Raw genomic sequence first — 22,633 nt, forward strand, 5'->3', positions numbered from 1 at the left:
ATCAGATTTCCACGAGACCGACGCGCTTGACCTGACGGATGGTCAGCATGGTGCGCACCGTATCGACATTCTCATCCGCAGTCAGAACCTCGATGACGAAGTCCTGAAATTCCGTCAGGTTTCTTGCGACGCAATGTAACAGGAAGTCGCTTTCGCCGGATACCATCCAGGCCTGGCGCACGAGAGGCCACCCGGCCGTCGCCGCGGCAAAGGCCTTCAGATTGCTGTCCGACTGGCGCTTGAGACCTATCATGCAGAAGGCAACGAGATCAAAACCGAGCTTCGGCGCGTTCAACATGGCGTGATAACCCTCGATCACCCCCGCCTCCTCGAGCTTGCGGACACGCCTCAGGCACGGAGGAGCCGAGATACCGACCCTTTCGGCCAGTTCCACATTGGTCATGCGCCCGTCGCGCTGCAATTCGCGCAGGATTTTCAGATCGATGGCATCGAGTTCGACGCTGGTCACGGAGGAGTACCTCGTTAAGCTGTAGAACTTCCTTGTACTATTCGGCGCGGGATTCGCAACAATATGCCGCCAGCCGGTCACAAAATTGCGCGTGCATCCACAACTGCCTTGTTGGTAACGCAAGGCTGCCCTTGAATAAAGGCACTAGACAACCTTAAATACCCGCCAACGAAGGGGTTATGGCCCGTACGCCCTGCCGCGGCTGGAAGGCCCTCGCTGAAGACCCTGCTATTGAGAAGGAAATTTCCCATGTCTGCCCGCCATACCAAGGTATTGATCATCGGCTCCGGTCCCGCAGGCTACACGGCGGCGATCTACGCGGCGCGCGCAATGCTGAAGCCGGTGCTGATCGCCGGCATGGAACAGGGCGGTCAGCTGATGATCACCACCGATGTCGAGAATTACCCGGGCTTTGCAGATCCTATCCAGGGCCCGTGGCTGATGGACCAGATGCTGAAGCAGGCGACGCATGTCGGCGCGGAAATCGTCAGTGACCTGGTGACCGAAGTTGAAACCAGCGTTCGCCCGTTCGTCGTGAAGACCGATTCTGGCCAGGTGTGGACCGCCGACACGCTGATCATCGCCACCGGCGCCAAGGCCAAGTGGCTCGGCATCGAGAGCGAGCAACATTTCCAGGGCTTCGGCGTTTCCGCCTGTGCCACCTGCGATGGTTTCTTCTATCGCAACAAGGATGTGATCGTGGTGGGCGGCGGCAATTCCGCCGTGGAAGAGGCGCTTTATCTCGCCCATATCGCCAGGTCGGTAACGGTCGTGCACAGACGCGACAGCTTCCGTTCGGAAAAAATCCTTCAGGAACGGCTCTTTGCCAAGGACAACGTCAATATCCTCTGGAACACGGAAGTTGCCGAAATTACCGGCGCGCCCGCAAAACCGCCGATGCCGCCCTCCGTTTCCGGCGTCAAGCTGCGCGACACCAAAACCGGCGCGATCAGCGAAAGGCCCATTGACGGCGTCTTCGTCGCCATTGGTCACGCGCCTGCCGTGGAGCTCTTCAAGGGCAAGGTGAAGCTGAAGGACAACGGTTATATGTGGACCGCTCCCGATTCCACCGCCACCGACGTGGAAGGCATTTTCGCGGCCGGCGACGTCACCGACGACATCTACCGTCAGGCAATCACCGCCGCCGGCATGGGCTGCATGGCCGCGCTGGAAGCGGAACGTTATCTCACCGCGCATCAACCGCTTGCTGTCGCAGCGGAATAACTGAAAGGCAGGATAGGCATGGCAATGCCATTGGACTGGGATAAACTGCGCATATTTCATGCCGCAGCCGAAGCAGGGTCTTTCACCCATGCTGCCGACAAGCTGCATTTGTCCCAGTCGGCCATCAGCCGCCAGGTCAGCGCGCTGGAGCAGGATGTCGGCGTCAAGCTGTTTCATCGCCACGCCCGCGGCCTGATTCTTACCGAACAGGGCGAACTGCTCTATCGCACCGCTCACGATGTGCTGCTGAAGCTCGAAACGGTGAAGATGCAGCTCACCGAAACGACGGAAAAGCCGAGCGGCAAGCTGCGCGTCACGACGACGGTGGGCCTCGGTCAGGGCTGGCTGACGGACAAGGTGCAGGAATTCCTGCAGCTCTATCCGGAAATGTCGATCCAGCTCATCCTCGACAATGAGGAGCTGGATGTGAACATGCGCCACGCAGATTGCGCCATTCGCCTGCGCCAGCCCCAGCAATCGGACCTCATCCAGCGCAAGCTGTTCACGGTGCACATGCACGTCTATGCCGCGCCGTCTTACATCAATCGCCATGGCGAGCCCCAGTCGGTTGAGGATCTGGACAACCATCGCATCATCTCGTTTGGCGAACCCGCGCCGAACTACCTGCTAGATGTCAACTGGCTCGAAAATGCGGGGCGGTCTTCCGACAATACCCGCACCCCGCATCTGCAGATCAACAGCCAGACCTCGATCAAGCGTGCCTGCCTGCTGGGAATAGGTATCGCCTGCTTGCCGGATTACATTGTCGGCCGGGACCCCGGCCTCATCCAGTTATCGCTCGCGGCCGACATTCCGTCATTCGACACCTATTTCTGCTATCCGGACGAGATGAAAAATGCTGCAAAGCTGAAGGCCTTCCGCGATTTTATCGTCGCCAAGGCGCGCAACTGGAATTTCTGACGTTTAAATAGCTGAACGGCTGAAATAGACGTTATTTTTCAAGGAGCTACAGGGGAATTAATGGAAGGGCGACCAGTCGCCCTTCGCCAGCTTTGCACATAAAATATACCTGAAATATTGAGGCCTGCACCCGACGCATGCCTGACCTGCACAAAAAAGAATTGTTTCGTGCACAAAAAAGCACCATATCGCTCTCAGCTGATGCACACGGTGGCTTTTCCTCCCAGTTCCACCGCATCAGCTGTTCCCCTCTGGAGGTTTTTGACCTTCACACTTAAAGGGCCCTGGATACATCCGGCGGCCCTCTTTTTTTACCCGCAAGAATTTTCTCCAAATTGGCGAAATATCGGATGATGCAACCTTGTTTTGCATTGTCGCTCCCACCATATCTTGGTTGGCTGTCACGCTCGCTCAGGCACGCGACAGCTGTTCCCCTCTGGAGGTTTTGACCTTCAAACTTATCAGGCCGCGGAAATATCCAGCGGCCTTTTTTTTTGCCGATGCCACCGCGCCCGTGCAGTCCTCACAGAGACGTGAATTGTATATCGATAATGGTCGATATAAATATCGGGTATGTCAGATATTGAAGAAACCCCAATGAACCCGGAGGAAGTCCTCAAAGCCCTTTCGCACCCCGCACGGCTGAAATTTCTGGAATGGCTGAAGTCTCCGGAAAGTCACTTCTGTCAGGAGCATCCGCTCAGCATGGGTGTTTGCGCCAACCAGTTTCAGATCAGCGGCCTGTCGCAATCCACCGTCTCCTCGCATCTTGCGGTACTGCAGGCGGCGGGCCTGATAAGGTCGAAGAAGGTGGGGCAATGGGTGTTTTTTGAGCGCAACGAGGAAACCATCGATGCTTTCCGCAATTATCTGCAAACCAATCTCTGAGCCTCCCAAGCTTTGAGCCCCGGGGTGCCGGACGGGAACCGCGACACGGTTTCGCACCGGCACCCATATCAGGATAGCGCGCCTGCCGCGCAATTTCGCCAACCGACCAGAAAGTGAAGTCGCATGACCAGTCTTTTCGAACCGGCACAGGCCGGCGATATCGCACTCGCCAACCGCATCGTCATGGCCCCTCTCACCCGCAATCGCTCCCCGGGCGCCATTCCCAACAATCTCAACGCCACCTATTACGAGCAGCGGGCGACAGCCGGCCTGATCGTCACTGAAGGCACGCCCATTTCCCAGCAGGGCCAGGGTTACGCCGATGTTCCCGGTCTTTATAAGCGGGAAGCGATTGAAGGCTGGAAAAAGATCACCGACGGCGTTCATTCGGCGGGCGGCAAGATCGTTGCCCAAATCTGGCATGTGGGCCGAATTTCCCACACCTCGCTGCAGCCGCATGGTGGCCAGCCGGTCGCCCCCTCGGCCATCACCGCCAAATCGAAGACCTATATCATCAATGATGACGGCACCGGTGCCTTTGCCGAAACCTCCGAGCCCCGTGCCCTCACCATCGACGATATCGGCCTCATCCTCGAGGATTACCGCAGCGGCGCGCGCGCGGCACTGGAGGCCGGTTTCGACGGCGTCGAAATCCATGCCGCCAATGGTTACCTGATCGAGCAGTTCCTGAAATCCAGCACCAACCAGCGCACGGATGATTACGGTGGCTCCATCGAAAACCGCGCTCGCTTCCTGCTGGAAGTCGTCGACGCGGTGGCGGAAGAGATCGGCGCCGGCCGCACCGGCATCCGCCTCTCGCCAGTTACCCCTGCCAACGATATTTTCGAGGCTGATCCGCAACCGCTCTATAATTACGTGGTTGAGCAGCTGGGCAAGCGCAATCTCGCCTTCATCCATGTCGTAGAAGGTGCGACGGGCGGTCCACGCGATTTCAAGCAGGGCGACAAGCCTTTCGATTACGCGTCCTTCAAGTCGGCTTATCGTAATGCCGGCGGCAAGGGCCTGTGGATCGCCAACAATGGTTACGATAGGCAGAGCGCCATCGAAGCCGTGGAAAGTGGCAAGGTTGATGCCGTTGCTTTCGGGAAGGCCTTCATCGCCAATCCTGATCTGGTGCGCCGCCTGAAAAACGACGCGCCGCTGAATGAACCAAACCAGCCGACCTTCTATGGCGGCGGCGCCGAAGGTTACACCGACTATCCGGCCCTCGCCCAATAGCAATGAAAAAGACGCCGCATCGTTGAAAAGCGATGCGGCGTTTTCGTTTATTGCGCGCTTCTCGCCTGCCGCGCGGCAAAATCGGAAAAGGCGCCCATTACGAAGGCATTGGGCAGATGCAGCGCCTGCAACAACCCATTGCCCGTTTCCCGACCGATGCTCATCAGCGCCACCTGCAGACAATAGATAGCAAGCAGCACCAGCGAGCGGCCAAGATTGGGCCGCAGGTCCTCGTATCGCAAAGCGAGGACCGCCAGCGACAGGATCGGAACGGCGATCAGAAGGCCGAGCCCCTTGTGCAGCGACAGCAGCGATCCATCGTAATAGATCGACAGCCCGGCCAGCAGCACCTGAGCGAAGATCAGCACGGGCACGCTTGCCGAAATCACGGCAAAGGCGCGACGCCTGGTCGACATTCCGTTCGCAACCGCGCCCATCACGCCCTGCCTTCGGCGTCGGCCGGATGCGCAAGGTTCGACGGCCGCGGCCTCTCGTCAAGGCAACCGAGACCCGCCAAAGTGGTCGCCACCGCAATGTCGATAGGTGTCTTCGGCTCACTTCCAAGGAAATCTGTCAGCTTACGATTGCTCATCCTGATCGGCATCTGCCAGAGATATTGCATTTCCAGCACTTCGCGGAACAGCGGAACGAACGGCGCAACCAGTTTGATGCCTGTCCAGGATAAACGTCGCCGCTTGACCGGATGGCCCACAACCCGCTCGATCGCTTCAATCAGTTGCAGCCCGTCGAAATCCCAGAAACCTTCCATGTGATAGACGGCAAAGGCCGGAAGCTCGTCTGCACGGTCGAGCAGTCGGCCAACGGTTTCCGCCACGTCAGGCAGATAAGCCCATTGGTGTCCTGCATGGCGGGCGGAAGGGTTCTGCACGCTGCGAACCGGCCTGCCGGGTCGCACCAGCATCTGCGAAAACCAGTTGTTTCTCGCATATGGCCCAAAGAAGTCGCCCGCCCGGACGATCAGCACCGGCACGCCGCGCATTGAAGCCAGTTTAAGCCGCCGCTCCATCTCCACACGCAATGCGCCCTTGCGGGTAAAGGGCTTTTGCGGGCTCTCCTCGCTCAGCAGCGGAAAGGCGTCAGAGCCGAAATTATAGATGGTCCCCGGGAAAACAATCCTCGCCCCACAGCTTTCAGCAGCCGCGATCGTGTTGTCCAGCATCGGCAATACCTGCTTCTCCCAATCGCGGTATCCGGGAGGATTAACCGCATGGACGATCAGCCGAACACCTTGTGCCGCCTTCAAGACGTCCTGTCCGCTCATGGCGTCACCCACCACGAACTCGACATCGCCAGTGATGTGGGAGGCCGCCTTCCGCCGCGTCATCGCCCTCACGCGCCATCCCCGTTGCTGCAGCATACGGGAGACCTGGCCGCCGACACCCCCATTCACGCCCAGAACCAGCGCCAGTGGCCGATCATTCTCTGCTGAATCTGCGTTGTTTTCATATATCATCGCCGTACTCCTTGTTCTGGGATGGAGTATCGTCGCGTTTCGCGATATACGAAATTATCGAAATCAGTGGATCGGCTATACAAAATTTTATGAGCAAGAACCGCGACATCAGCTGGGATTTTTATCGCACCTTCCTTAGCGTGCTGAGCGACGGTTCGCTGTCCGCCGCCGCCCGCGAGCTTGGCATCACCCAGCCGACGGCGGGACGTCATATCGGCGCGCTGGAAGAGGCCGTCGGCTTTCCTCTGTTCATCCGCTCGCCGCACGGCTTGATGCCGACGGAAGCAGCCCTTGCGCTCCGCCCCTATGCGGAAAATCTGGCGGCGACGACCGCCGCCCTCATGCGCGCGGCCTCCGGCGAAGTCGGCAAGATCGAAGGCACGGTGCGCATCAGCGCATCTGACATCATCGGCGTCGAAATGCTGCCGCCGATTATCACGGCCATGCAGGAGGTTCACCCGCGGCTTGAAATCGAGCTGTCATTATCAGATACGCTGGAAGACCTTCTAAGACGCGAGGCGGATATTGCCATTCGCATGACCGAGCCCCTGCAGGACGCGATCGTCATGCGTTACATCGGCAATTTCCGTCTGGGATTTCATGCGACGCGCGACTATCTGGCAAAAGCCGGAACGCCAAAGAGCATGGAAGACCTGAACCACCACCGGATGGTCGGTTTTGATCGCAAGACGCCGTTCATCCGGGCGGCCATCCAGCGGATGCGTTCGCTCGATCCTGACATCCCCGATGTTGAGGAAATTTCCTTCGAAATACGCGCCGACAGCAACCTTGCACAACTTGCCATGATCCGCGCCAGCGCGGGCATCGGCGTCTGTCAGATTGGCTTGGCCCGCAAGGACCCGCGACTGGTTCAGGTTCTGCCGAACATCGATATCCCGCTCCATACCTGGGTCGCGATGCACGAAAACCTCAAGACCTCACCGCGATGCCGCGCCGTCTTCAGCGCCCTGGTCGAAGGCCTCAAGGGTCATCTCAAGGAAACCGATCCGGGCGCGCCACCGAAACGGCGCTAAGGCAGTGCCGCGTCGATACGAGGCAGCCCGCGATCCCCAACTGGAAGGGACCGGCGGAACGGAAAAGCGATCCTGGTTTGCATAAAATCCACGGATCGCCCGTCAGAATGGTTCGGCCTGCTGCGTTGTCTTGTCCACCACCTCGGCTTCCGGGCGGTCGCCGCCCTGGCTGTATTCTTCATGCCAGTGGCCGCTCTCATCCTGATAGCTGATTTCCTCGTCATCGCCACCCACCTGCTGCTCGGCAGCGACGATGCGCGCAGCCTCGACGGCATCCGCATAGGTAGGAAATGTTTCGGAATAAGCGCCGTTCATGCGGTAGGCAAAGCCTCCGTCATGTTCGACGATTTCATACACCACTTTGGTCATGCATGTTCCTCCTGTTTCGGTAGGCGACATGGCAACCACAACCGCGCTTCAAGCATTGCACCCGATGGGGACACCGCGGCATGAGCAGCATGTCCTGCGACATCACTATCCTACCAAAAGCACTCAAGCGCAAATCCTGCTTGATCTGAGGGACGATACGTCACAGCCTAAGCCGATCCGGGGGAAGGGAAATCAATGGCGGGTTCTATTCTGAAACAGGAGCGTATGCTGCTTCTGGCGATACCGGCGGCAATCGTCGCCTATCTGGCCGAACATGCAATCTTCGAAGCGGGAAAGACGGCGACGATCATCGCTGCCGTCGTGCTGATCGGGCTCATTGTTCTCGTCTCGATGCGGGTTGCCCATCACGCCGAAATCCTGGCCGCCAAGGTGGGCGACCCCTATGGCACCATGATCCTGACGCTGTCGGCGGTTGCGGTGGAAGTGCTGATACTCGCCATCATCATGAGCGAATCCAGTTCACCCACGCTGGTGCGGGATACGATCTATTCCGCCGTGATGATCGACATCAACGGCATTCTTGGTCTCGCCGCGCTTCTTGGAGGCCTTCGCCACGGAGAACAGCCGTATAACGATGATTCCGGCAAGACCTATGGCGTGATGATCCTGACGGCCATGGGCATATCGATGATAGTGCCTGAGTTCATTCCTGAACAGAGCTGGCACATCTACTCGGTGTTCACAATCGTGGCGATGATTGCGCTTTATGCGCTGTTCCTCAAAATGCAGGTGGGCCCGCACAGCTATTTTTTCAGCTACACTTACCCTCGAAAGCCACATCCGGCCGGCCAGCCAGCAGGCAGCCATGCGGAAGAGGACGATGAAGGCAACGTACCACTCTCCATCGGCCTCATCATCGCCGGCGTGGTTCTGATCGGCGTACTGGCGGAATTCATGTCCGCCTTCCTGGGCGAAAGTCTTGAAGGCACCAGCGCACCGCCAGCGCTGATGGCCGTGGTGGTGGCGACGATCTCGGCATCGCCGGAAATCCTCACCGCGCTCAGGTCCGCCCTGCGCAACCGTATGCAGGCCGTGGTCAATATCGCCATGGGCGCATCGCTCTCGACGGTTATCCTGACCGTGCCCGTGATGGAGGGTATCGCGCTCTATACCGGCCAGCCCTTCATCATGGCCATGACGCCCGTTCAGACCGTCATGGTCTTCATCACCCTCATCGCCGCCGCCATCAACCTCAATGACGGTGAAACCAACGCGATTGAAGGAATGACGCATTTCATTCTCTTCGCCACCTTCATCATGCTGCTGTTCCTGGGGCTCTGACCGAAACGAAAAAAGCCCGGCATCGCTGCCGGGCTTCTTCAATCGAGGTTACAAACCGATCAGCGGCAATCGGCGCAGAAGCGCTGGATGCGCTTGCAGGCCTCTTCCAGCAACTCTTCCGAGGTGGCATAGGAAATGCGGAAGTTCGGGCCGAGACCGAAGGCCGAGCCCTGCACAACGGCAACGCCTTCGGCTTCAAGAAGCTCGGAGACGAAATCCGTATCCGTCTCGATGACCTTGCCCGACGGCGCGGTCTTGCCGATCAGGCCGGCGCAGGACGGGTAAACGTAGAACGCACCTTCCGGAGCCGGGCAGCTGATGCCCTTGGCCTGGTTGAGCATGGAGACGACCAGGTCACGGCGGCCTTCGAAGATTTTCTTGTTCGCCGGAATGAAATCCTGCGTGCCGTTCAAGGCTTCGACCGCGGCCCATTGTGCGATGGAGCTCGCGCCCGAGGTCTGCTGACCCTGGATCATGTCCATGGCCTTGATGAGCGGCAGCGGGCCGGCAGCGTAACCGATACGCCAGCCGGTCATGGCATAGGCCTTGGAAACGCCGTTCATCGTCAGCGTGCGGTCATAAAGCGAAGGCTCTACTTCCACCGGCGTGACGAATTTAAAGTCGCCATAGGTCAGGTGCTCATACATGTCATCCGTGAGGATCCATACATGCGGGTGCTTGACGAGCACATCGGTCAGCGCCTTCAACTCGTCGTGCGAATAGGCCGCGCCCGACGGGTTGGACGGCGAGTTGAACACGAACCACTTGGTCTTCGGCGTGATCGCCTTTTCCAGCGCTTCCGGCTTCAGCTTGAAATTGTCTTCCAGCGTCGCGTCGACGAATACCGGCGTACCGCCGCAGATCGAGACCATCTCGGGATAGCTGACCCAGTACGGCGCCGGGATAACGACTTCATCACCGGGGTTCAGCGTCGCCATAAAAGCGTTGAACAGGATCTGCTTGCCGCCGGTGCCGACAATCGTCTGCTCCGGCTTGTAGTCGAGGCCGTTTTCACGCTTGAATTTGTCGGCAATCGCCTTGCGCAGTTCCGGAATGCCGGAAACAGGCGTGTATTTCGTTTCACCGCGTTTAATCGCGTCAATGGCCGCTTCCTTGATATTGTCGGGCGTATCGAAATCCGGCTCGCCGGCGCCAAGGCTAATCACATCGCGGCCCTGCGCTTTAAGCTCGCGGGCTTTCTGGCTAACGGCGATGGTGGCGGATGGCTTTACGCGGGAGAGAATGTCGGCAAGGAAGGCCATTTTTAATCGGTCCTATTGGGGTTGACATCGCAGAGCTTGGAAATCTCGTCTGCTGCGGCAATTTCTATGTCGAAAGACGGGCCTAGTTTCAAGGCCAAAAGCCAGCCTATCCGCCGTGGGGTACAATTTAAGCCTTCCTTAACCCGGAAGTAACGCTTGTTGAGCTACATTCGCGAGCCTAGGGGTCGTGTCTCTCTATAGCTGGTTGAAAAATGGCGCCCAAAAGCATCTTTTCCAGTCTTGTCCGCGAGGCCGATGGCACATGGTCCACCGCCTATAACAGCTTCAACCTCAAGTCCGCCCTGCAGCCCATATTCCGTCGCACATCAAGCGGGCCGCTGGACATCGATTCCTTCGAAGGTCTTGTGCGACCCCACCGCAACGGTGAACCGGTAACACCAGGTGAATTTTTCTCGCTGGTGGCACCGGAAGACATCGAAAATATCGACAGCATCCTGCGCACCATCCACATTCTCAACACCGGCAGGCTCAGCCGCTCCCGCGCGCGCATCTTCGTCAATTTCCATCCCGGCCTGTTCCAGACGCCAGCCAAGATGCGGCAGGAAGTGGAGCGCATGCGTCTCGCAGCCCACGAGGCCGGCATGACGGCAGACCGTATCGTCTGCGAAATCTCCGAGAAGAAGGCCTCCGATACCCAGATGGTCGCAGATTTCGCCTACCACATGCACGATATCGGCTTTCGCGTGGCGCTCGATGACTACGGCGCCGGCGATACCGCCATCGAACGGGTAAAGCTCATCAAGCCGGACTATGTGAAATTCGAAGCGGGCTGGGTGCGCGACTTCATGCAGAATTCTGCGGGCGCCGCTCTCCTGCGCGTCATTGTCAGCCAGTTTCGGGAGGATGGGATAGAGCCGGTTTTCGAGGGGTTGGAAACCGGTTGGCAGGTGGAGCAATGTGAGGAACTCGGCGTTTTCCTGATGCAGGGCTACATTCTGGCAAAACCGGAACTTGCGCCCACCAGTTTCGACGCGCGCTTTCCCGAGCTGGGCAGCGCTTATTTTTCCCCTGCCGCACGACTGGAGAAAGGCTCCGCGGCTTTTTTCCGTGAGGAGCGCACCACTGACGCGCATCCCCTGCGCCAGACCCGGACATTCGGAAAACGCGGCCTCTGAAGCCAATTCCGGTTCAAAAACGCCCCCGCCACAATATTGCCGCAATAAATGCCGCGGAACGCCAGAATTCGGTCTCCAAGCCGTCCATTTCGAAGCCTCTTTTGTCCTTTAAGAACAGGGACAAGAGGCGACAGCCATGTTTACCAACGACCGCACTTCCGTTGAAAGGTTAAGGGCACAGAGAACGCTGTTTTCCCTCTGGATGGCGGTCGCGGCTTTTCTTGTCATCATCACCATGGCAGCCGGCATCGCGACATCGGCCAATGCGGCTGCGCAAGCGGTGGACACCCTGCATACCTCCGCCATACCGCAGGTGGCTGCGACGACGAAGGCAGGTCCGCATATCCTGCTCATCGTCCTCTCGGCCGCGGCGTTCGTCGGCCTCGGCCTTGGCGGCCTGATGCTTACCCGGCGCAGCCTGAAGGACGAGGCCCGCCGTTATAGATAACGGCCCTCCCCTCGACTTGCGGCATCGGCATGTTGCTGCTAAAGCACCCGGGAAACAGTCGTCCGACACAGCTGGATGACACCTCACAAAATCCCCTGTTTGCCCGGCCGTGACGTCAATGATCTCCCGGCCCCGCATTGCTGGTGCCAATAATGACGCGAATTCAGGCCAATATGCTGCTTCTGCTCGCCGCAGCAATCTGGGGAGGCGGCTTTGTCGCACAATCCTCAGCCATGGCCTCGATTGGCCCTTTCTGGTTCGTCGGTTTGCGTTTCGCCATCGCCGCCATCGCCGTGCTGCCCTTCGCGCTCATGGAAACCCGGTCCCTGAAATCACCGCCCCGCCCGCGTCAGATCGGCAGCTTCATTCTCGTCGGTCTTGCGCTGTTCGGCGGCGCCACCACCCAGCAGGTCGGGCTGCTGACCACGACCGTCACCAATTCCAGCTTCCTGACCGGGCTCTATGTCATCTTCGTGCCCGTGATTGCCGTTCTGCTTTACCGCCGTCACCCCCACTGGGTCGTCTGGCCCTGCGCGCTGATGATGCTCGGTGGTATATTCCTCCTTTCCGGCGGCGCCTTCGAGACGCTGACGAAAGGGGATATTCTCAGCATCATCTGCGCTTTCTTCTGGGCGATCCAGATTACGCTAGCAGGGCGCTTCGTCTCCGAAAGCGGCCGGCCGCTTGCGCTCTCCTGCACACAATTCGCGGTTTGCTCCCTTCTTAGTTGCATGATCGGCGTTGTGTCCGAACCGATCAGCATGGGCGCCATCGAGGCGTCGATGGTGGAAATTCTCTATGTCGGCCTCGTTTCTTCCGGCCTCGCCTTTGTGCTTCAGGTGATTGCCCAGCGCTACACAACAGCGCCGCAGGCCGCGATTTTCCTGTCGTCGGAGGCGCTCTTCGGCGCCCTGCTGGCCTCGATTTTCCTCAAGGAAACCATTTCCAGTGCCGGCTATGTCGGCTGCCTGATCATTTTCATCGCCATCCTGATCGTGGAATTGGTACCGGAACTGACGCGCAAACGGCAAAAAACCGCGACAGAAGCGGCGTGACGCGAAAAGAACTGTTTTTTCTGTTTTCTCGGGAAATCGCGGTCACGCGTCCAAATTTTTGCCGGGAAAGCTCAGACCGACCGGCAATTATTTCATCAACTATCACTTATGCGAAAAAAATGTGCGGTTCCCACGCGTAACTCTACCGCAGGTTTTTTATCTGACAAAAAGCCCGTAAAAACTTTTGCTTGCCAATTTTCGATAAACGCAGCAATCTACTGCGGTTCGGGCAATTTGCGAGCATGGGAAGGCCTATAAATTTGCGCACTGGGGACGCTATAAACCTCGGGCGGTGGGACGAAAAACGTTGGATGAGAACGCCATTACTTCCCGCTGCGAAGGTCCATTTTCTCAATAGTCAAAAACTGCCTGCCAACGCCCACGCGGGGCAAAACTGTAATGCTGCCTGTAGCTGAACGCGGGCAGAGCGAAAAGGACCTGATGCATGGCCGAAACTGGCACCGTAAAATTTTTCAATACAGACAAAGGCTTCGGCTTCATCAAGCCAGACAATGGTGGCGCTGATATCTTTGTTCACATCTCTGCCGTACAGGCTTCCGGCCTGTCCGGACTTTCAGAAAATCAGAAAGTGAGCTTCGACACGGAACCGGATCGTCGCGGCAAAGGGCCGAAGGCAGTCAATCTGCAGATTGCTGGCTGACCCTAAAACGGCTTTCTTTTCTAGTTGAAGCCCGGCAGGAATGCCGGGTTTTTTTGTGCGCGCCGCAGGCCGCAGCCGTCCGGCGCTCACAGTCCCTTGAGATAGGGGTTGGTCAGCCGCTCCTCACCCAGCCGTCCGCCCGGGCCGTGGCCGCAGATGAAACCGACATCGTCGCCAAGCGGCAGCAGCTTATCGCGAATGGACGCCATCAGCTGCTCGTGGTTTCCACCCGGCAGATCCGTGCGCCCCACCGACCCGGCAAACAGCACGTCGCCCACGTGGGCGAAGTTCTGGTCGCGGTTGTAATAGATTACGTGACCAGGCGCGTGCCCCGGGCAATGATAGACCTCGAAGACGTGATCGCCAAAGGAAACCTTGTCACCTTCCTTCAGCCATGAATCCGGCACGACGTTCTTCAGACCGCTGATGCCGTATTTCTGCGCCTGCACCTCAATTCTCTCCAGCAGGGGCCGGTCATCTTCATGCGGCCCGATCACCGGCAGGGAGAGTTTTTCGCGCAACTCATCCGCACCACCGGCATGGTCGAGATGGCCGTGCGTCAACCATATTTCCTTGAGCGTGATGCCGTTTTCAGCAACCACCTGAAGAATGACGTCCACATCCCCGCCAGGATCGACGACGACGCCTTCCTTGGTGTCCTGATCAAACAGGACGGTACAATTCTGCTCAAATGGCGTGACCGGAATAATCCCGGCCTGCAACTTTCCCATATCCCGTGTCTCCTGTCTGATAGATCCGCCATCCTATAGCCCGCTACCGGTTACGGCACAATGGCGACAGGTCGCCTTGTTCTCAGCGGCGAATTCACGAAGAAAATCCCTATTCCATACAGTCAGATAACACGAAGAGGCGGCTCGATGAGACATCATCTTCCCGAAAAATGTGGAACGCCCTGGGGATTGCGACGTTGTAGCACCAGTCTTGAAAGGAGTGAGACACATGGACAAGACGCTTAAAATGCTGATCGCTGGTGGCGCCTTCGCCTTGATGGCGGGCTATGCAAATGCCGCCATGGTCGCAACAACCGCCTCGGATATTTCTGTCCGGTCCGGCCCCGGTGACGACTATCCGGAAGTCGGCCTCGCCACGCGTGGCAGCAACGCCGTGCTGGACGGCTGCATGGAAGGCAGCAGCTGGTGTCGCATCGAGGTGAACGGTCTGCGCGGCTGGGCCCATGCCGATTACCTGAACGTGATGTATGAAGGTTCGCCCGTCATTCTCAAGGAACGCCGCACGGAACTAAGCGTGCCGGTCGTGACCTACGAAAAAACTTCGAGTGTTCAGGCTGAACCGAACCCCGGTGATCCGAATCTGGGCCGCGTCGGCGAAGTCGATCCGCCGCAGTCGGTCATCACCTATATTGACGAGCACCCTGCCGATACCATCACCTATGACGGCGACATTGCCGTTGGCAGCGTCCTGCCGGCCGATACCCGTCTGGTTGAAGTTCCAGATTATCAGTATCGGTATGTGCGGGTGAACGATGTACCTGTACTCGTAGAACCCTCGACACGTCGTATCGTCTACGTCTACCAGTAAGACGGCCATGACCACAGTAATGCTGAGAGCGCGGAGTTTCCGCGCTCTTTTGTATTTGCGGTAAAGGTCGCTCAGGATTCCAGTTGCACCGGCACCCTCGCCATATTATCCACCGCAACAGAAAATGATCGCGGCATTCTCCCGAGCGGACGCATTTTCGGCTATGTTTACAGAATATTGGCGCATCGGCGCCTGCAACATATGATCAGACAGCCGCAGAATATGAAGGAACCGCAGTGCCACCGCAATCGCTCAAAACCGCCGCCGCCAGACAGACACCGGCACTGCCGAAGGTTGACGACGGCAAGATTGACTTCGACACGATCGAAGCGCTGTTTTTCGCCTATCGCGATTTCGTCTCCGATCCCGACGTCATCCTGTCGAAACTTGATTATGGGCGCGCGCATCACCGGGTGGTCTATTTTGTCAGCCGGCAGCCGGGCATGACCGTGGCGGATCTGCTCGATACGCTGCAGATCACCAAACAGAGCCTCGCCCGAGTGTTGAAGCAATTGATCGACGACGGTTACATCCGCCAGATGGCAGGTCCTGAAGACCGCCGCCAGCGCCGGCTCTATCCGACGCTGACAGGCCGCGAACTGGCGTTGGCGCTCAGCGAACCACAATCACGCCGCATCGACCGCGCGCTGGAAGGCCTCGGTCCCGATGCGCGCGCCTGCGTGCGCAAATTTCTGGCGCAGATGCGCAGCCCGGCGACGATGACCAGCGTGGAGGATGAGTGACGATGGCGCAAGCTCCGGCAAAACGTCCACCGGCGGACGACGATGCGGCTCATCTCCTGATCGTCGACGATGACGCTCGCATCCGCGATCTCCTGCAGCGTTTTCTTGGCGACAAGGGATATCGCATCTCCGTTGCGGCCGATGCAGCAGAAGCCCGCCGCAAGATGGTGGGCATCCGTTTCGATCTGCTGATCCTCGACGTGATGATGCCCGGAGAGAACGGGCTTTCGCTGACCCGCTCGCTGAACGAAGACAAATCCGTGCCGGTCATTCTTCTGACCGCCCGCTCCGAAGCGGATTCACGTATTGCCGGGCTGGAAGCGGGAGCGGACGATTATCTCGCCAAGCCTTTTGATCCGCGCGAACTGGTCCTGCGCATCAACAATATTCTGCGGCGCAACACCTCCCCGGACACGCCCAAGATCGAACAGATCATGTTCGGCCCCTACAGCTTCTCCATTCCCAGGAGGGAACTGCGGCGCGGTCCTGAAACGATCCGCCTGACAGATCGCGAACAGGAGATCATGCTGCTTTTTGCGCTACGCGCCGGCGATACCATTCCACGGCACGAGCTGGTGGAAGCGGAGTCGGAAGTGGGCGAAAGAACGATCGACGTGCAGATCAACCGTCTTCGCCGCAAGATCGAGGACGACCCTGCCAACCCGGTCTATCTGCAAACGGTGCGTGGCATCGGTTACCGCCTCAGCGTGGACTGACGAGCACCCAACGAAGGGCGAACGCACGACCATGGCGAGCCTCGATTTTCTCGACACGTTTAAAAAAAGCGCCGTCGCAAAGACCTGGCGCTCCCTCGGCAGATGGCTGCGACACTGGCTGCCCACCGGGCTTTACACCCGTTCGCTCCTCATCATCATCCTGCCGATGATCCTGCTGCAGGCCGTGGTCGCAGCCGTCTTCATGGAGCGCCACTGGCAGCTGGTGACCGAACGCCTTTCGGCAGCTGTGACCCGGGATATCGCCGCGATCATCGAACTTCTACAGACAGACCCCGAAGAGGATGACTATCAGCGGGTCATCCGCATCGCCCGCGACAAGCTGGGTCTCAGCGTCTATATCGAGCCCAAGACGGACCTGCCCGCGCCACGGCCGGAGCCGCTGTTCTCGATTCTCGATACCATCCTCGCAAACCAGCTCAGCCAACAGATCGGCAGGCCCTTCTGGATCGATACCTATGGCAACGGCTCACTGGTGGAAATCCGTGTCCAGCTCGATGACAAGACGCTCCGCGTCTTCACCAGCAGAAGCGCGGCCTATGCCTCCAACACCCACATCTTCCTTGTCTGGATGGTTGGCGCATCGCTGGTGCTCATTGCCATTTCGATCCTCTTCCTGCGCGGCCAGATCAAGCCGATAGAAGCGCTTGCCAAGGCGGCGGAGAATTTCGGCAAGGGCCAGAAGGTCAGCGCCTATTCTCCCCGCGGCGCGGATGAAGTACGCCGGGCGGGCCTTGCCTTCATCCTGATGCGGGAGCGCATTGAACGGCAGATGGAGCAGCGCACCGCCATGCTGAACGGTGTCAGCCACGACCTGCGCACCATCCTCACCCGGTTCAAGCTGCAGCTGGCGCTCGCCGGCGACAATCCGGATCTCGAGGGCCTCGACAAGGATGTGGAAGACATGCAGTCGATGCTGGAAGCCTATCTGACCTTTGCCCGTACCGATGTGGAAGAGGATGTCGGCACGCTGGAGCTTCCTGCACTTCTCGAAAAAATCGGCCATGATTTCGAACTGCACGGCAAGAAATTCAGCTACGAACTCTATAATATCGAGAGGATCATCGCGCGGCCGAACGCACTTTCACGGCTCGTCGCCAATCTCGCCGAAAATGCCCGGCGTTACGCCAGCAACCTCCACGTCGATATCCGCAAGGCGCCACGCTCCATTATCATGACCTTTGACGATGACGGTCCGGGCATTCCGGAGAATTCACGCGAGGATGTATTCAAGCCGTTTTTCCGACTGGACGAGGCGCGCAACCTCAATGCCTCGGGCACGGGTCTTGGCCTTTCCATCGTCCGCGACATCGCCCGCAGCCATGGCGGCGACGTCTCGCTGGATAAAAGCCCGATGGGCGGATTGAGGGTTATCGTCAAAATCCCGGCTTGACGGCAGGCCGCCAATCAGCACATTTTCTCGCCGTTAGGAACCGGCCTTTCAACCGCAGCGAGTACGATATCTCCATTGGCGTCGGCAAAGCCAAGCGTCAGGACCTCGGAGCGGAACGGCCCGATCTGGCGTGGCGGAAAATTCACCACGCCCAGAACCTGCCGGCCGATAAGGCTTTCCGGCGTATAGTGCACCGTGATCTGCGCCGAGGACTTCTTGATGCCGATCTCCGGCCCGAAATCGATCTTCACCTTGATTGCCGGTTTGCGCGCCTCGGGAAAAGGCTCGGCTTCCACGATCGTACCGACCCGGATATCCACCTTCTCGAAATCGGCATAGGAAATTTCGCCGCTCATCGCCCGCCTCCTCAGCCCGCCAGTTCTTCAGCGCGGGTCTTGGCAGCGGCGACCGCCCTGTCGAACAGGGGCTGCATGCCGTCTTCGGCCATCAGCACGGAAAGTGCGGCAGCCGTGGTGCCGCCCGGCGAAGTCACATTCTGGCGCAGGCGCGCCGCCTCGTCGGAGGACTGGTGCAGAAGCTCGCCGGCGCCAGCCACGGTTTCACGCGCCAGACGCATGGCCACATCCGCCGGCAGACCTGCTTTGCGACCGGCTTCAGCCATGCATTCCACGAGATAAAAGACATAGGCTGGCCCGCTGCCCGAAACCGCGGTCACGGCATCGATATCGCTTTCGGCATCCACCCATTCGACCGGACCGCTGACCTTCAGCAATCCGTCCACCACGGCTTTAAGCTCGGGTGTCACAAGTTCATTTGCATATGCGCCGGTAACACCACGGCCCACCATCGCTGGCGTATTGGGCATGGCGCGCACCGCGGCAATCGCACCGAAATGCGAAACGAAGGTGGCAATGGTGGTGCCGGCCGCGATGGAGACGACGACCGTTTCCGGGCCCAGCAGGGGCTTCAGCGAAGGCAGCACTGCTTCCATCATCTGCGGTTTCACCGCCACGAAAAGAATGCCGGCCTTGACGCCTTCAGGCGCGCTTTCGCTATGGACCGCACCCGCTTCCGTAATCGTCGTGCGCATGGCGTCGGAGGGCCGCGGGTCAACGACAATGACCTGCGATCCCGGCACGCCCTTTTTCAGCCAGCCAGACAGCATGGCGCCGCCCATATTGCCGGCGCCCACGAGGACGAGCGGCCCGGAAGCCTTATACACCATGTTACGCTTCTCCAACGGTCTCGAACATGACCGCTTCGATTGCACTTTTCGCATCCAGACCCGACCAGACGACGAACTGGAATGCCTGATAATATTGCTCGCAGGCCTCCAGCGCGCTGGACAGCAGCACTTCTACTTGCTGGTTGTTCGGCTCGGCACCGCCTGACAGAAGCAGCGACTGGCGGAAGATCACGACATCTTCCTGCCGCCACAGATCGAAATGCCCCATCAGCACCTGACCGTTGACCTGCGACAGCAGGCAAATGACTTCGTTGACACGGTGATCGGGCACCTTGATGTCGAAGGCGCAGGCAAGATGCAGCGCTTCGAAATCTTCCATCCACGCAAATGAAACGTGATAATCGGCCCAGTGGCCCGCCACAGTCATGGCGATCTCGTCCTCGCCCGAACGCTCGAACGACCAGTCATTCGAGGCAGCGACAATCTCGATCATATCGACGGGATTGGACTGACGCTCAATTTCAAATTCTATCAGACTCATGCGGCACCTTCTCAGCCGGTCGGAATGTCGTGTTTTGAACGCCGGGCACAAAACGCACATACAAACCGGGATAAACATTTGAGACGATTGCCCGACACCACCAGAATAACGCATTCACCCTGTCTGGAGCTTACCGGTCTTTTCGAATCATCATTTAAAATCAGTGTATAATGGCCGAGTCCCGCTGCCACCCCTCGGTCGCCATTTTTGCTTTTTGAGCAGTGGATATCTTCTCCCCCATCACCTCAGGCGAGAGTCTTAAGCGACTCTGCCGATTGTGTTTTTTGGAAGTGTCCACAGGCCCAAAAAATTCGCGTCTGAGCACGACTTTCGGCAACCGGAGATCAAGTCGGCCACAGAGAGCCGAAAAACAAAAAGCCCCGGAATCGCCTGCGATCCGGGGCTTCTGAGAAAAGTGATGAAGAATCAGTCCTTCGTGGCCGAAAGCTTTGCTTCGAGAGCCTCGATCCGGGCGCGCAGGGCGTCATTTTCATCCCGCGCCTGGATAGCCATCTCCCGCACGACGTCGAATTCCTCGCGCCGGACGACATCCAGACTGTTCAGCCAGCGATCGGCCTGTGCGTGGAACGCAGCCTCGGCTTCCTTGCGCACGCCCTGGGCCGCGCCGGCCGCATCCGCCATCAGCTTGGCGAATTCATCCAGAAAACGATTGGTGCCTGTCGTGCTCATGGCGCTCATCCTTCGTCGGTTCAGGGGCATCGTCTTGCCCGCTGTTGATAGCATTCAGGTAGGCACTCCACCGTCGCCTTGCAAGCGAAATCGAAAAATCCCAAGAGCTTGCGTCACCTTTGGTATGTTGAGCCATAGCTTAAAGAATCACCTTGACCGCCGCCACCGCAATCGCCATTTTCCTTGGCGTCAAAGAACCGGTGAGCATCATCGCCCGGTCCTTTGAGACAATGGATGATCCGTTGTCCGCCCAGCAACGATGACGGAATATATACGGATTGATAGCCGCTCCCACTTCACTCGCCATCATGCCCTTCCCGAACATCGACCCGATAGCGTTGTCCATCGGTCCGCTGGCGATCCACTGGTACGGCGTCGCCTATGTTGCGGGGATCATGCTCGGCTGGCTTTACGCCCGCCGCCTCGCCCGCACGGATCGCCTGTGGCCTAACGACGCCTCACCCATCTCGGCGCAGCATCTTGACGATTTCATCCTGTGGGCTGCTGGCGGAATCGTGCTTGGCGGACGCATCGGCTACATCCTGTTCTACGATCTCGCTGCGGTCGCCGCCAATCCCATCAGAGCCATCGAAATATGGAATGGCGGCATGTCGTTCCATGGCGGCCTGATCGGCACGACGATCGCCATGCTTCTTTTCGCCCGCAAGAACGGCATTCCTGTCTGGAGCATGTTCGATATCGTTGCGGCCGTAGCGCCCATCGGGCTGCTCTTCGGGCGCATTGCCAATTTCATCAATGGCGAATTGTGGGGCCGCATTGCCGATGTGCCATGGGCGGTCGTCTTTCCCACAGGCGGCCCTTTCGCGCGCCATCCGAGCCAGCTTTATGAGGCTGGCCTCGAAGGCCTCGTGTTGGCCATCGTTCTGGCCATCGCCATTTACGCCTTCAAGGCTCTGAAGCGGCCCGGCACCGTCACCGGCATCTTCGTCTGCGGTTATGCGCTGTCACGCATCTTCGTGGAATTCTTCCGTGAACCGGACGCGCAGATCGGTTACCTCGCCGGCAACTGGCTGACCATGGGCATGGTTCTGTCCACTCCAATGTTCCTTCTGGGCCTCTGGGCCGTCCTGCGCGCGCGCCGCGCGGCAAAAGTCGCCTAAAGCGGTATGGCCAGCCATGACCACACCGCTCGCGCAACGCATCAAATCACTTATCCGGCTCAACGGTCCGCTTAGCGTAACCGACTTCTTTTCACTTTGCCTCGCCGATCCGGAACATGGCTATTACAAGAGCCGCGAGCCCTTTGGCCGTTCGGGTGATTTCATCACCGCCCCGGAGGTGAGCCAGCTTTTCGGTGAAATGCTTGGTGTTTTCGTGGTTCATGCCTGGCAGAGGCACGGTGCACCCGCTGAAACCCGGCTGGTGGAAATCGGCCCCGGCCGCGGCACCATGATGGCGGACATGCTGCGCGTCATCCGCCGCATCGCGCCGCCGCTCTATGATACGATGCGGGTGCATCTGGTGGAAACCAGCCCCCGCCTTTCCGCCATCCAGAAGGAGGCGCTGGCCGAACATGCGGGTCGACTGGCATGGCATGACAGTTTCGACGGTGTGCCTGAAGGTTTCCTGCTGCTTGTCGCCAACGAACTTTTCGACGCCATTCCGATCCGGCAATTCGTCAGGACGCCGCAGGGTTTCCGCGAACGCGTGGTCAGCCTCGATGCCAATGGCAACCTCGTCTTCTCCACCGGTCTTGCCAGCATAGACCCGGCGCTGCTTCCGCCGCAGCCCGAACGGCAGCCGCTTGGCACCATATTCGAGATTTCGCCCGCCCGGGAAGCGGTGATGACCGCAATCTGCCAGCGCCTGTCTGCCCATGGCGGCACCGCGCTCGCCATTGATTACGGCCATCTGGTTGCCGGCTATGGCGACACGCTGCAGGCCATGCGCAACCATGCCTTCGATCCGCCGCTCGCCCATCCAGGCGAAGCCGATCTGACCAGCCATGTCGATTTCGAAAGTCTTGTAAAAACGGCCGAGGCGACCGGTGTTCATGTTAACGGCACCCTGAGACAGGGCGATTTCCTCTACGGCCTCGGCCTCAAGGAACGGGCCGGGGCGCTCGCCGCCAAGGCAACCGCGGACCAGACCCTCGCCATCGCCGAAGCCGTCAACCGCCTCGCCGGCGAAGGCGCCGGCAAGATGGGGGAACTTTTCAAAGTCATCGCCGTTTCCAGTCCCGCGCTCCATCTTCTGCCGTTTCGGGCAGTGGATTGACAGCGTAATAACCTCTGGGCCAACATCGTCGCGACACACGAAGCAGGCACACTGCATCACACACGCCGCGCAACGCCGCGGCAACAGGAAACATCTCGCTTGACC

Annotated in this window: 26 protein-coding genes; 16 read left to right on the forward strand and 10 right to left on the reverse strand. The window is 58.8% G+C overall.

Annotated elements, in window-relative coordinates; genetic code table 11:
- Position 1: 1 nt before the first annotated feature.
- Positions 2-469, reverse strand: a complete 468-nt coding sequence (locus BTN45_RS09670) for an Lrp/AsnC family transcriptional regulator (RefSeq protein ID WP_004442906.1) — start codon at positions 467-469, stop codon at positions 2-4.
- Between the two features lie 249 nt (positions 470-718).
- On the opposite strand from BTN45_RS09670, the gene trxB reads away from it, so the two are divergent.
- The 4 genes from trxB (at position 719) to BTN45_RS09690 (ending at position 4,741) form a co-directional block, all read left to right on the forward strand.
- Positions 719-1,693: a thioredoxin-disulfide reductase gene (gene trxB / locus BTN45_RS09675; protein ID WP_072494676.1), complete on the forward strand. Its 975-nt coding sequence runs from the start codon at positions 719-721 to the stop codon at positions 1,691-1,693.
- 24 nt (positions 1,694-1,717) lie between these two features.
- On the forward strand, positions 1,718-2,614 hold the full coding sequence (locus tag BTN45_RS09680; RefSeq protein WP_034498849.1) for a LysR family transcriptional regulator VtlR: 897 nt from the start codon (positions 1,718-1,720) through the stop codon (positions 2,612-2,614).
- 597 nt (positions 2,615-3,211) lie between these two features.
- The gene (locus BTN45_RS09685) at positions 3,212-3,502 is read left to right on the forward strand and encodes a metalloregulator ArsR/SmtB family transcription factor (RefSeq protein ID WP_004442911.1); all 291 of its coding nucleotides are present in this window, start codon (positions 3,212-3,214) and stop codon (positions 3,500-3,502) included.
- A gap of 123 nt (positions 3,503-3,625) precedes the next feature.
- The gene (locus tag BTN45_RS09690) at positions 3,626-4,741 is read left to right on the forward strand and encodes an alkene reductase (protein WP_207587483.1); all 1,116 of its coding nucleotides are present in this window, start codon (positions 3,626-3,628) and stop codon (positions 4,739-4,741) included.
- A gap of 47 nt (positions 4,742-4,788) precedes the next feature.
- Here BTN45_RS09690 and BTN45_RS09695 read toward each other — a convergent pair whose 3' ends face one another.
- Together BTN45_RS09695 and BTN45_RS09700 are read right to left on the reverse strand one after the other, a co-directional pair.
- Positions 4,789-5,178 (reverse strand): DUF6220 domain-containing protein, encoded by a 390-nt coding sequence (locus BTN45_RS09695; protein ID WP_045531999.1) that lies wholly within the window; start codon positions 5,176-5,178, stop codon positions 4,789-4,791.
- Positions 5,178-6,215, reverse strand: coding sequence for an NAD-dependent epimerase/dehydratase family protein (locus tag BTN45_RS09700; RefSeq protein WP_207587485.1), 1,038 nt, complete (start codon positions 6,213-6,215; stop codon positions 5,178-5,180). Before BTN45_RS09700 ends, BTN45_RS09695 begins: the two co-directional genes overlap by 1 nt.
- Before the next feature lie 89 nt (positions 6,216-6,304).
- Between BTN45_RS09700 and BTN45_RS09705 the strand changes: the two genes are divergently transcribed.
- The gene (locus BTN45_RS09705) at positions 6,305-7,249 is read left to right on the forward strand and encodes a LysR family transcriptional regulator (RefSeq protein WP_174150199.1); all 945 of its coding nucleotides are present in this window, start codon (positions 6,305-6,307) and stop codon (positions 7,247-7,249) included.
- Between the two features lie 102 nt (positions 7,250-7,351).
- Here the strand turns inward: BTN45_RS09705 and BTN45_RS09710 are convergent, their stop codons facing one another.
- Positions 7,352-7,618, reverse strand: a complete 267-nt coding sequence (locus tag BTN45_RS09710) for a DUF2188 domain-containing protein (protein ID WP_004442919.1) — start codon at positions 7,616-7,618, stop codon at positions 7,352-7,354.
- Between the two features lie 195 nt (positions 7,619-7,813).
- On the opposite strand from BTN45_RS09710, the gene BTN45_RS09715 reads away from it, so the two are divergent.
- Entirely contained in the window at positions 7,814-8,920 is a 1,107-nt protein-coding gene (locus BTN45_RS09715; protein WP_006699630.1) for a calcium:proton antiporter, read from the forward strand.
- Positions 8,921-8,979: 59 nt separating this feature from the next.
- On the opposite strand, the gene BTN45_RS09720 is transcribed toward BTN45_RS09715, so the two are convergent.
- Positions 8,980-10,182 carry a pyridoxal phosphate-dependent aminotransferase gene (locus BTN45_RS09720; protein WP_004442922.1) on the reverse strand — a complete coding sequence of 401 codons (1,203 nt, stop codon included), beginning with the start codon at positions 10,180-10,182 and terminating at the stop codon, positions 8,980-8,982.
- A 212-nt stretch (positions 10,183-10,394) separates the two neighbouring features.
- Here BTN45_RS09720 and BTN45_RS09725 point away from each other — a divergent pair, with 212 nt between their 5' ends.
- The 4 genes from BTN45_RS09725 (at position 10,395) to BTN45_RS09740 (ending at position 13,482) form a co-directional block, all read left to right on the forward strand.
- Positions 10,395-11,318, forward strand: coding sequence for an EAL domain-containing protein (locus tag BTN45_RS09725; RefSeq protein ID WP_004442923.1), 924 nt, complete (start codon positions 10,395-10,397; stop codon positions 11,316-11,318).
- Between the two features lie 136 nt (positions 11,319-11,454).
- Positions 11,455-11,766, forward strand: a complete 312-nt coding sequence (locus tag BTN45_RS09730; protein ID WP_004442924.1) for a hypothetical protein — start codon at positions 11,455-11,457, stop codon at positions 11,764-11,766.
- Positions 11,767-11,918: 152 nt separating this feature from the next.
- The gene (locus BTN45_RS09735) at positions 11,919-12,821 is read left to right on the forward strand and encodes a DMT family transporter (protein ID WP_037089805.1); all 903 of its coding nucleotides are present in this window, start codon (positions 11,919-11,921) and stop codon (positions 12,819-12,821) included.
- A 445-nt stretch (positions 12,822-13,266) separates the two neighbouring features.
- Positions 13,267-13,482, forward strand: coding sequence for a cold-shock protein (locus BTN45_RS09740; protein ID WP_003494703.1), 216 nt, complete (start codon positions 13,267-13,269; stop codon positions 13,480-13,482).
- Positions 13,483-13,568: 86 nt separating this feature from the next.
- Here BTN45_RS09740 and BTN45_RS09745 read toward each other — a convergent pair whose 3' ends face one another.
- On the reverse strand, positions 13,569-14,213 hold the full coding sequence (locus BTN45_RS09745) for an MBL fold metallo-hydrolase (RefSeq protein WP_004442926.1): 645 nt from the start codon (positions 14,211-14,213) through the stop codon (positions 13,569-13,571).
- Positions 14,214-14,442: 229 nt separating this feature from the next.
- Here BTN45_RS09745 and BTN45_RS09750 point away from each other — a divergent pair, with 229 nt between their 5' ends.
- From BTN45_RS09750 to BTN45_RS09765, 4 genes are all read left to right on the forward strand, one after another.
- Positions 14,443-15,042 carry a DUF1236 domain-containing protein gene (locus BTN45_RS09750; RefSeq protein WP_004442927.1) on the forward strand — a complete coding sequence of 200 codons (600 nt, stop codon included), beginning with the start codon at positions 14,443-14,445 and terminating at the stop codon, positions 15,040-15,042.
- A gap of 236 nt (positions 15,043-15,278) precedes the next feature.
- Positions 15,279-15,785: a MarR family transcriptional regulator gene (locus BTN45_RS09755; protein WP_004442928.1), complete on the forward strand. Its 507-nt coding sequence runs from the start codon at positions 15,279-15,281 to the stop codon at positions 15,783-15,785.
- A 2-nt stretch (positions 15,786-15,787) separates the two neighbouring features.
- Positions 15,788-16,501 (forward strand): response regulator transcription factor, encoded by a 714-nt coding sequence (locus BTN45_RS09760; protein WP_006699625.1) that lies wholly within the window; start codon positions 15,788-15,790, stop codon positions 16,499-16,501.
- 31 nt (positions 16,502-16,532) lie between these two features.
- The gene (locus tag BTN45_RS09765; protein ID WP_006699624.1) at positions 16,533-17,912 is read left to right on the forward strand and encodes an ATP-binding protein; all 1,380 of its coding nucleotides are present in this window, start codon (positions 16,533-16,535) and stop codon (positions 17,910-17,912) included.
- Between the two features lie 14 nt (positions 17,913-17,926).
- Here BTN45_RS09765 and BTN45_RS09770 read toward each other — a convergent pair whose 3' ends face one another.
- The 4 genes from BTN45_RS09770 to BTN45_RS09785 form a co-directional block, all read right to left on the reverse strand.
- Positions 17,927-18,268, reverse strand: coding sequence for a tRNA-binding protein (locus BTN45_RS09770; RefSeq protein ID WP_004442931.1), 342 nt, complete (start codon positions 18,266-18,268; stop codon positions 17,927-17,929).
- 11 nt (positions 18,269-18,279) lie between these two features.
- Entirely contained in the window at positions 18,280-19,098 is an 819-nt protein-coding gene (gene proC, locus BTN45_RS09775; RefSeq protein WP_207587487.1) for a pyrroline-5-carboxylate reductase, read from the reverse strand.
- Position 19,099: 1 nt separating this feature from the next.
- Positions 19,100-19,600 (reverse strand): YbjN domain-containing protein, encoded by a 501-nt coding sequence (locus BTN45_RS09780; protein ID WP_004442934.1) that lies wholly within the window; start codon positions 19,598-19,600, stop codon positions 19,100-19,102.
- Positions 19,601-20,026: 426 nt separating this feature from the next.
- Positions 20,027-20,290 carry an accessory factor UbiK family protein gene (locus BTN45_RS09785; protein ID WP_207587489.1) on the reverse strand — a complete coding sequence of 88 codons (264 nt, stop codon included), beginning with the start codon at positions 20,288-20,290 and terminating at the stop codon, positions 20,027-20,029.
- A 308-nt stretch (positions 20,291-20,598) separates the two neighbouring features.
- Between BTN45_RS09785 and lgt the strand changes: the two genes are divergently transcribed.
- Positions 20,599-21,411 (forward strand): prolipoprotein diacylglyceryl transferase, encoded by an 813-nt coding sequence (gene lgt, locus BTN45_RS09790; RefSeq protein WP_207589720.1) that lies wholly within the window; start codon positions 20,599-20,601, stop codon positions 21,409-21,411.
- A gap of 16 nt (positions 21,412-21,427) precedes the next feature.
- Positions 21,428-22,528: a class I SAM-dependent methyltransferase gene (locus BTN45_RS09795; RefSeq protein ID WP_207587491.1), complete on the forward strand. Its 1,101-nt coding sequence runs from the start codon at positions 21,428-21,430 to the stop codon at positions 22,526-22,528.
- The last annotated feature ends 105 nt before the right edge of the window (positions 22,529-22,633 follow it).

Origin of the sequence: Rhizobium sp. ZX09 (genome assembly GCF_017357485.1) — a bacterium.
Classification (GTDB): domain Bacteria; phylum Pseudomonadota; class Alphaproteobacteria; order Rhizobiales; family Rhizobiaceae; genus Agrobacterium; species Agrobacterium pusense.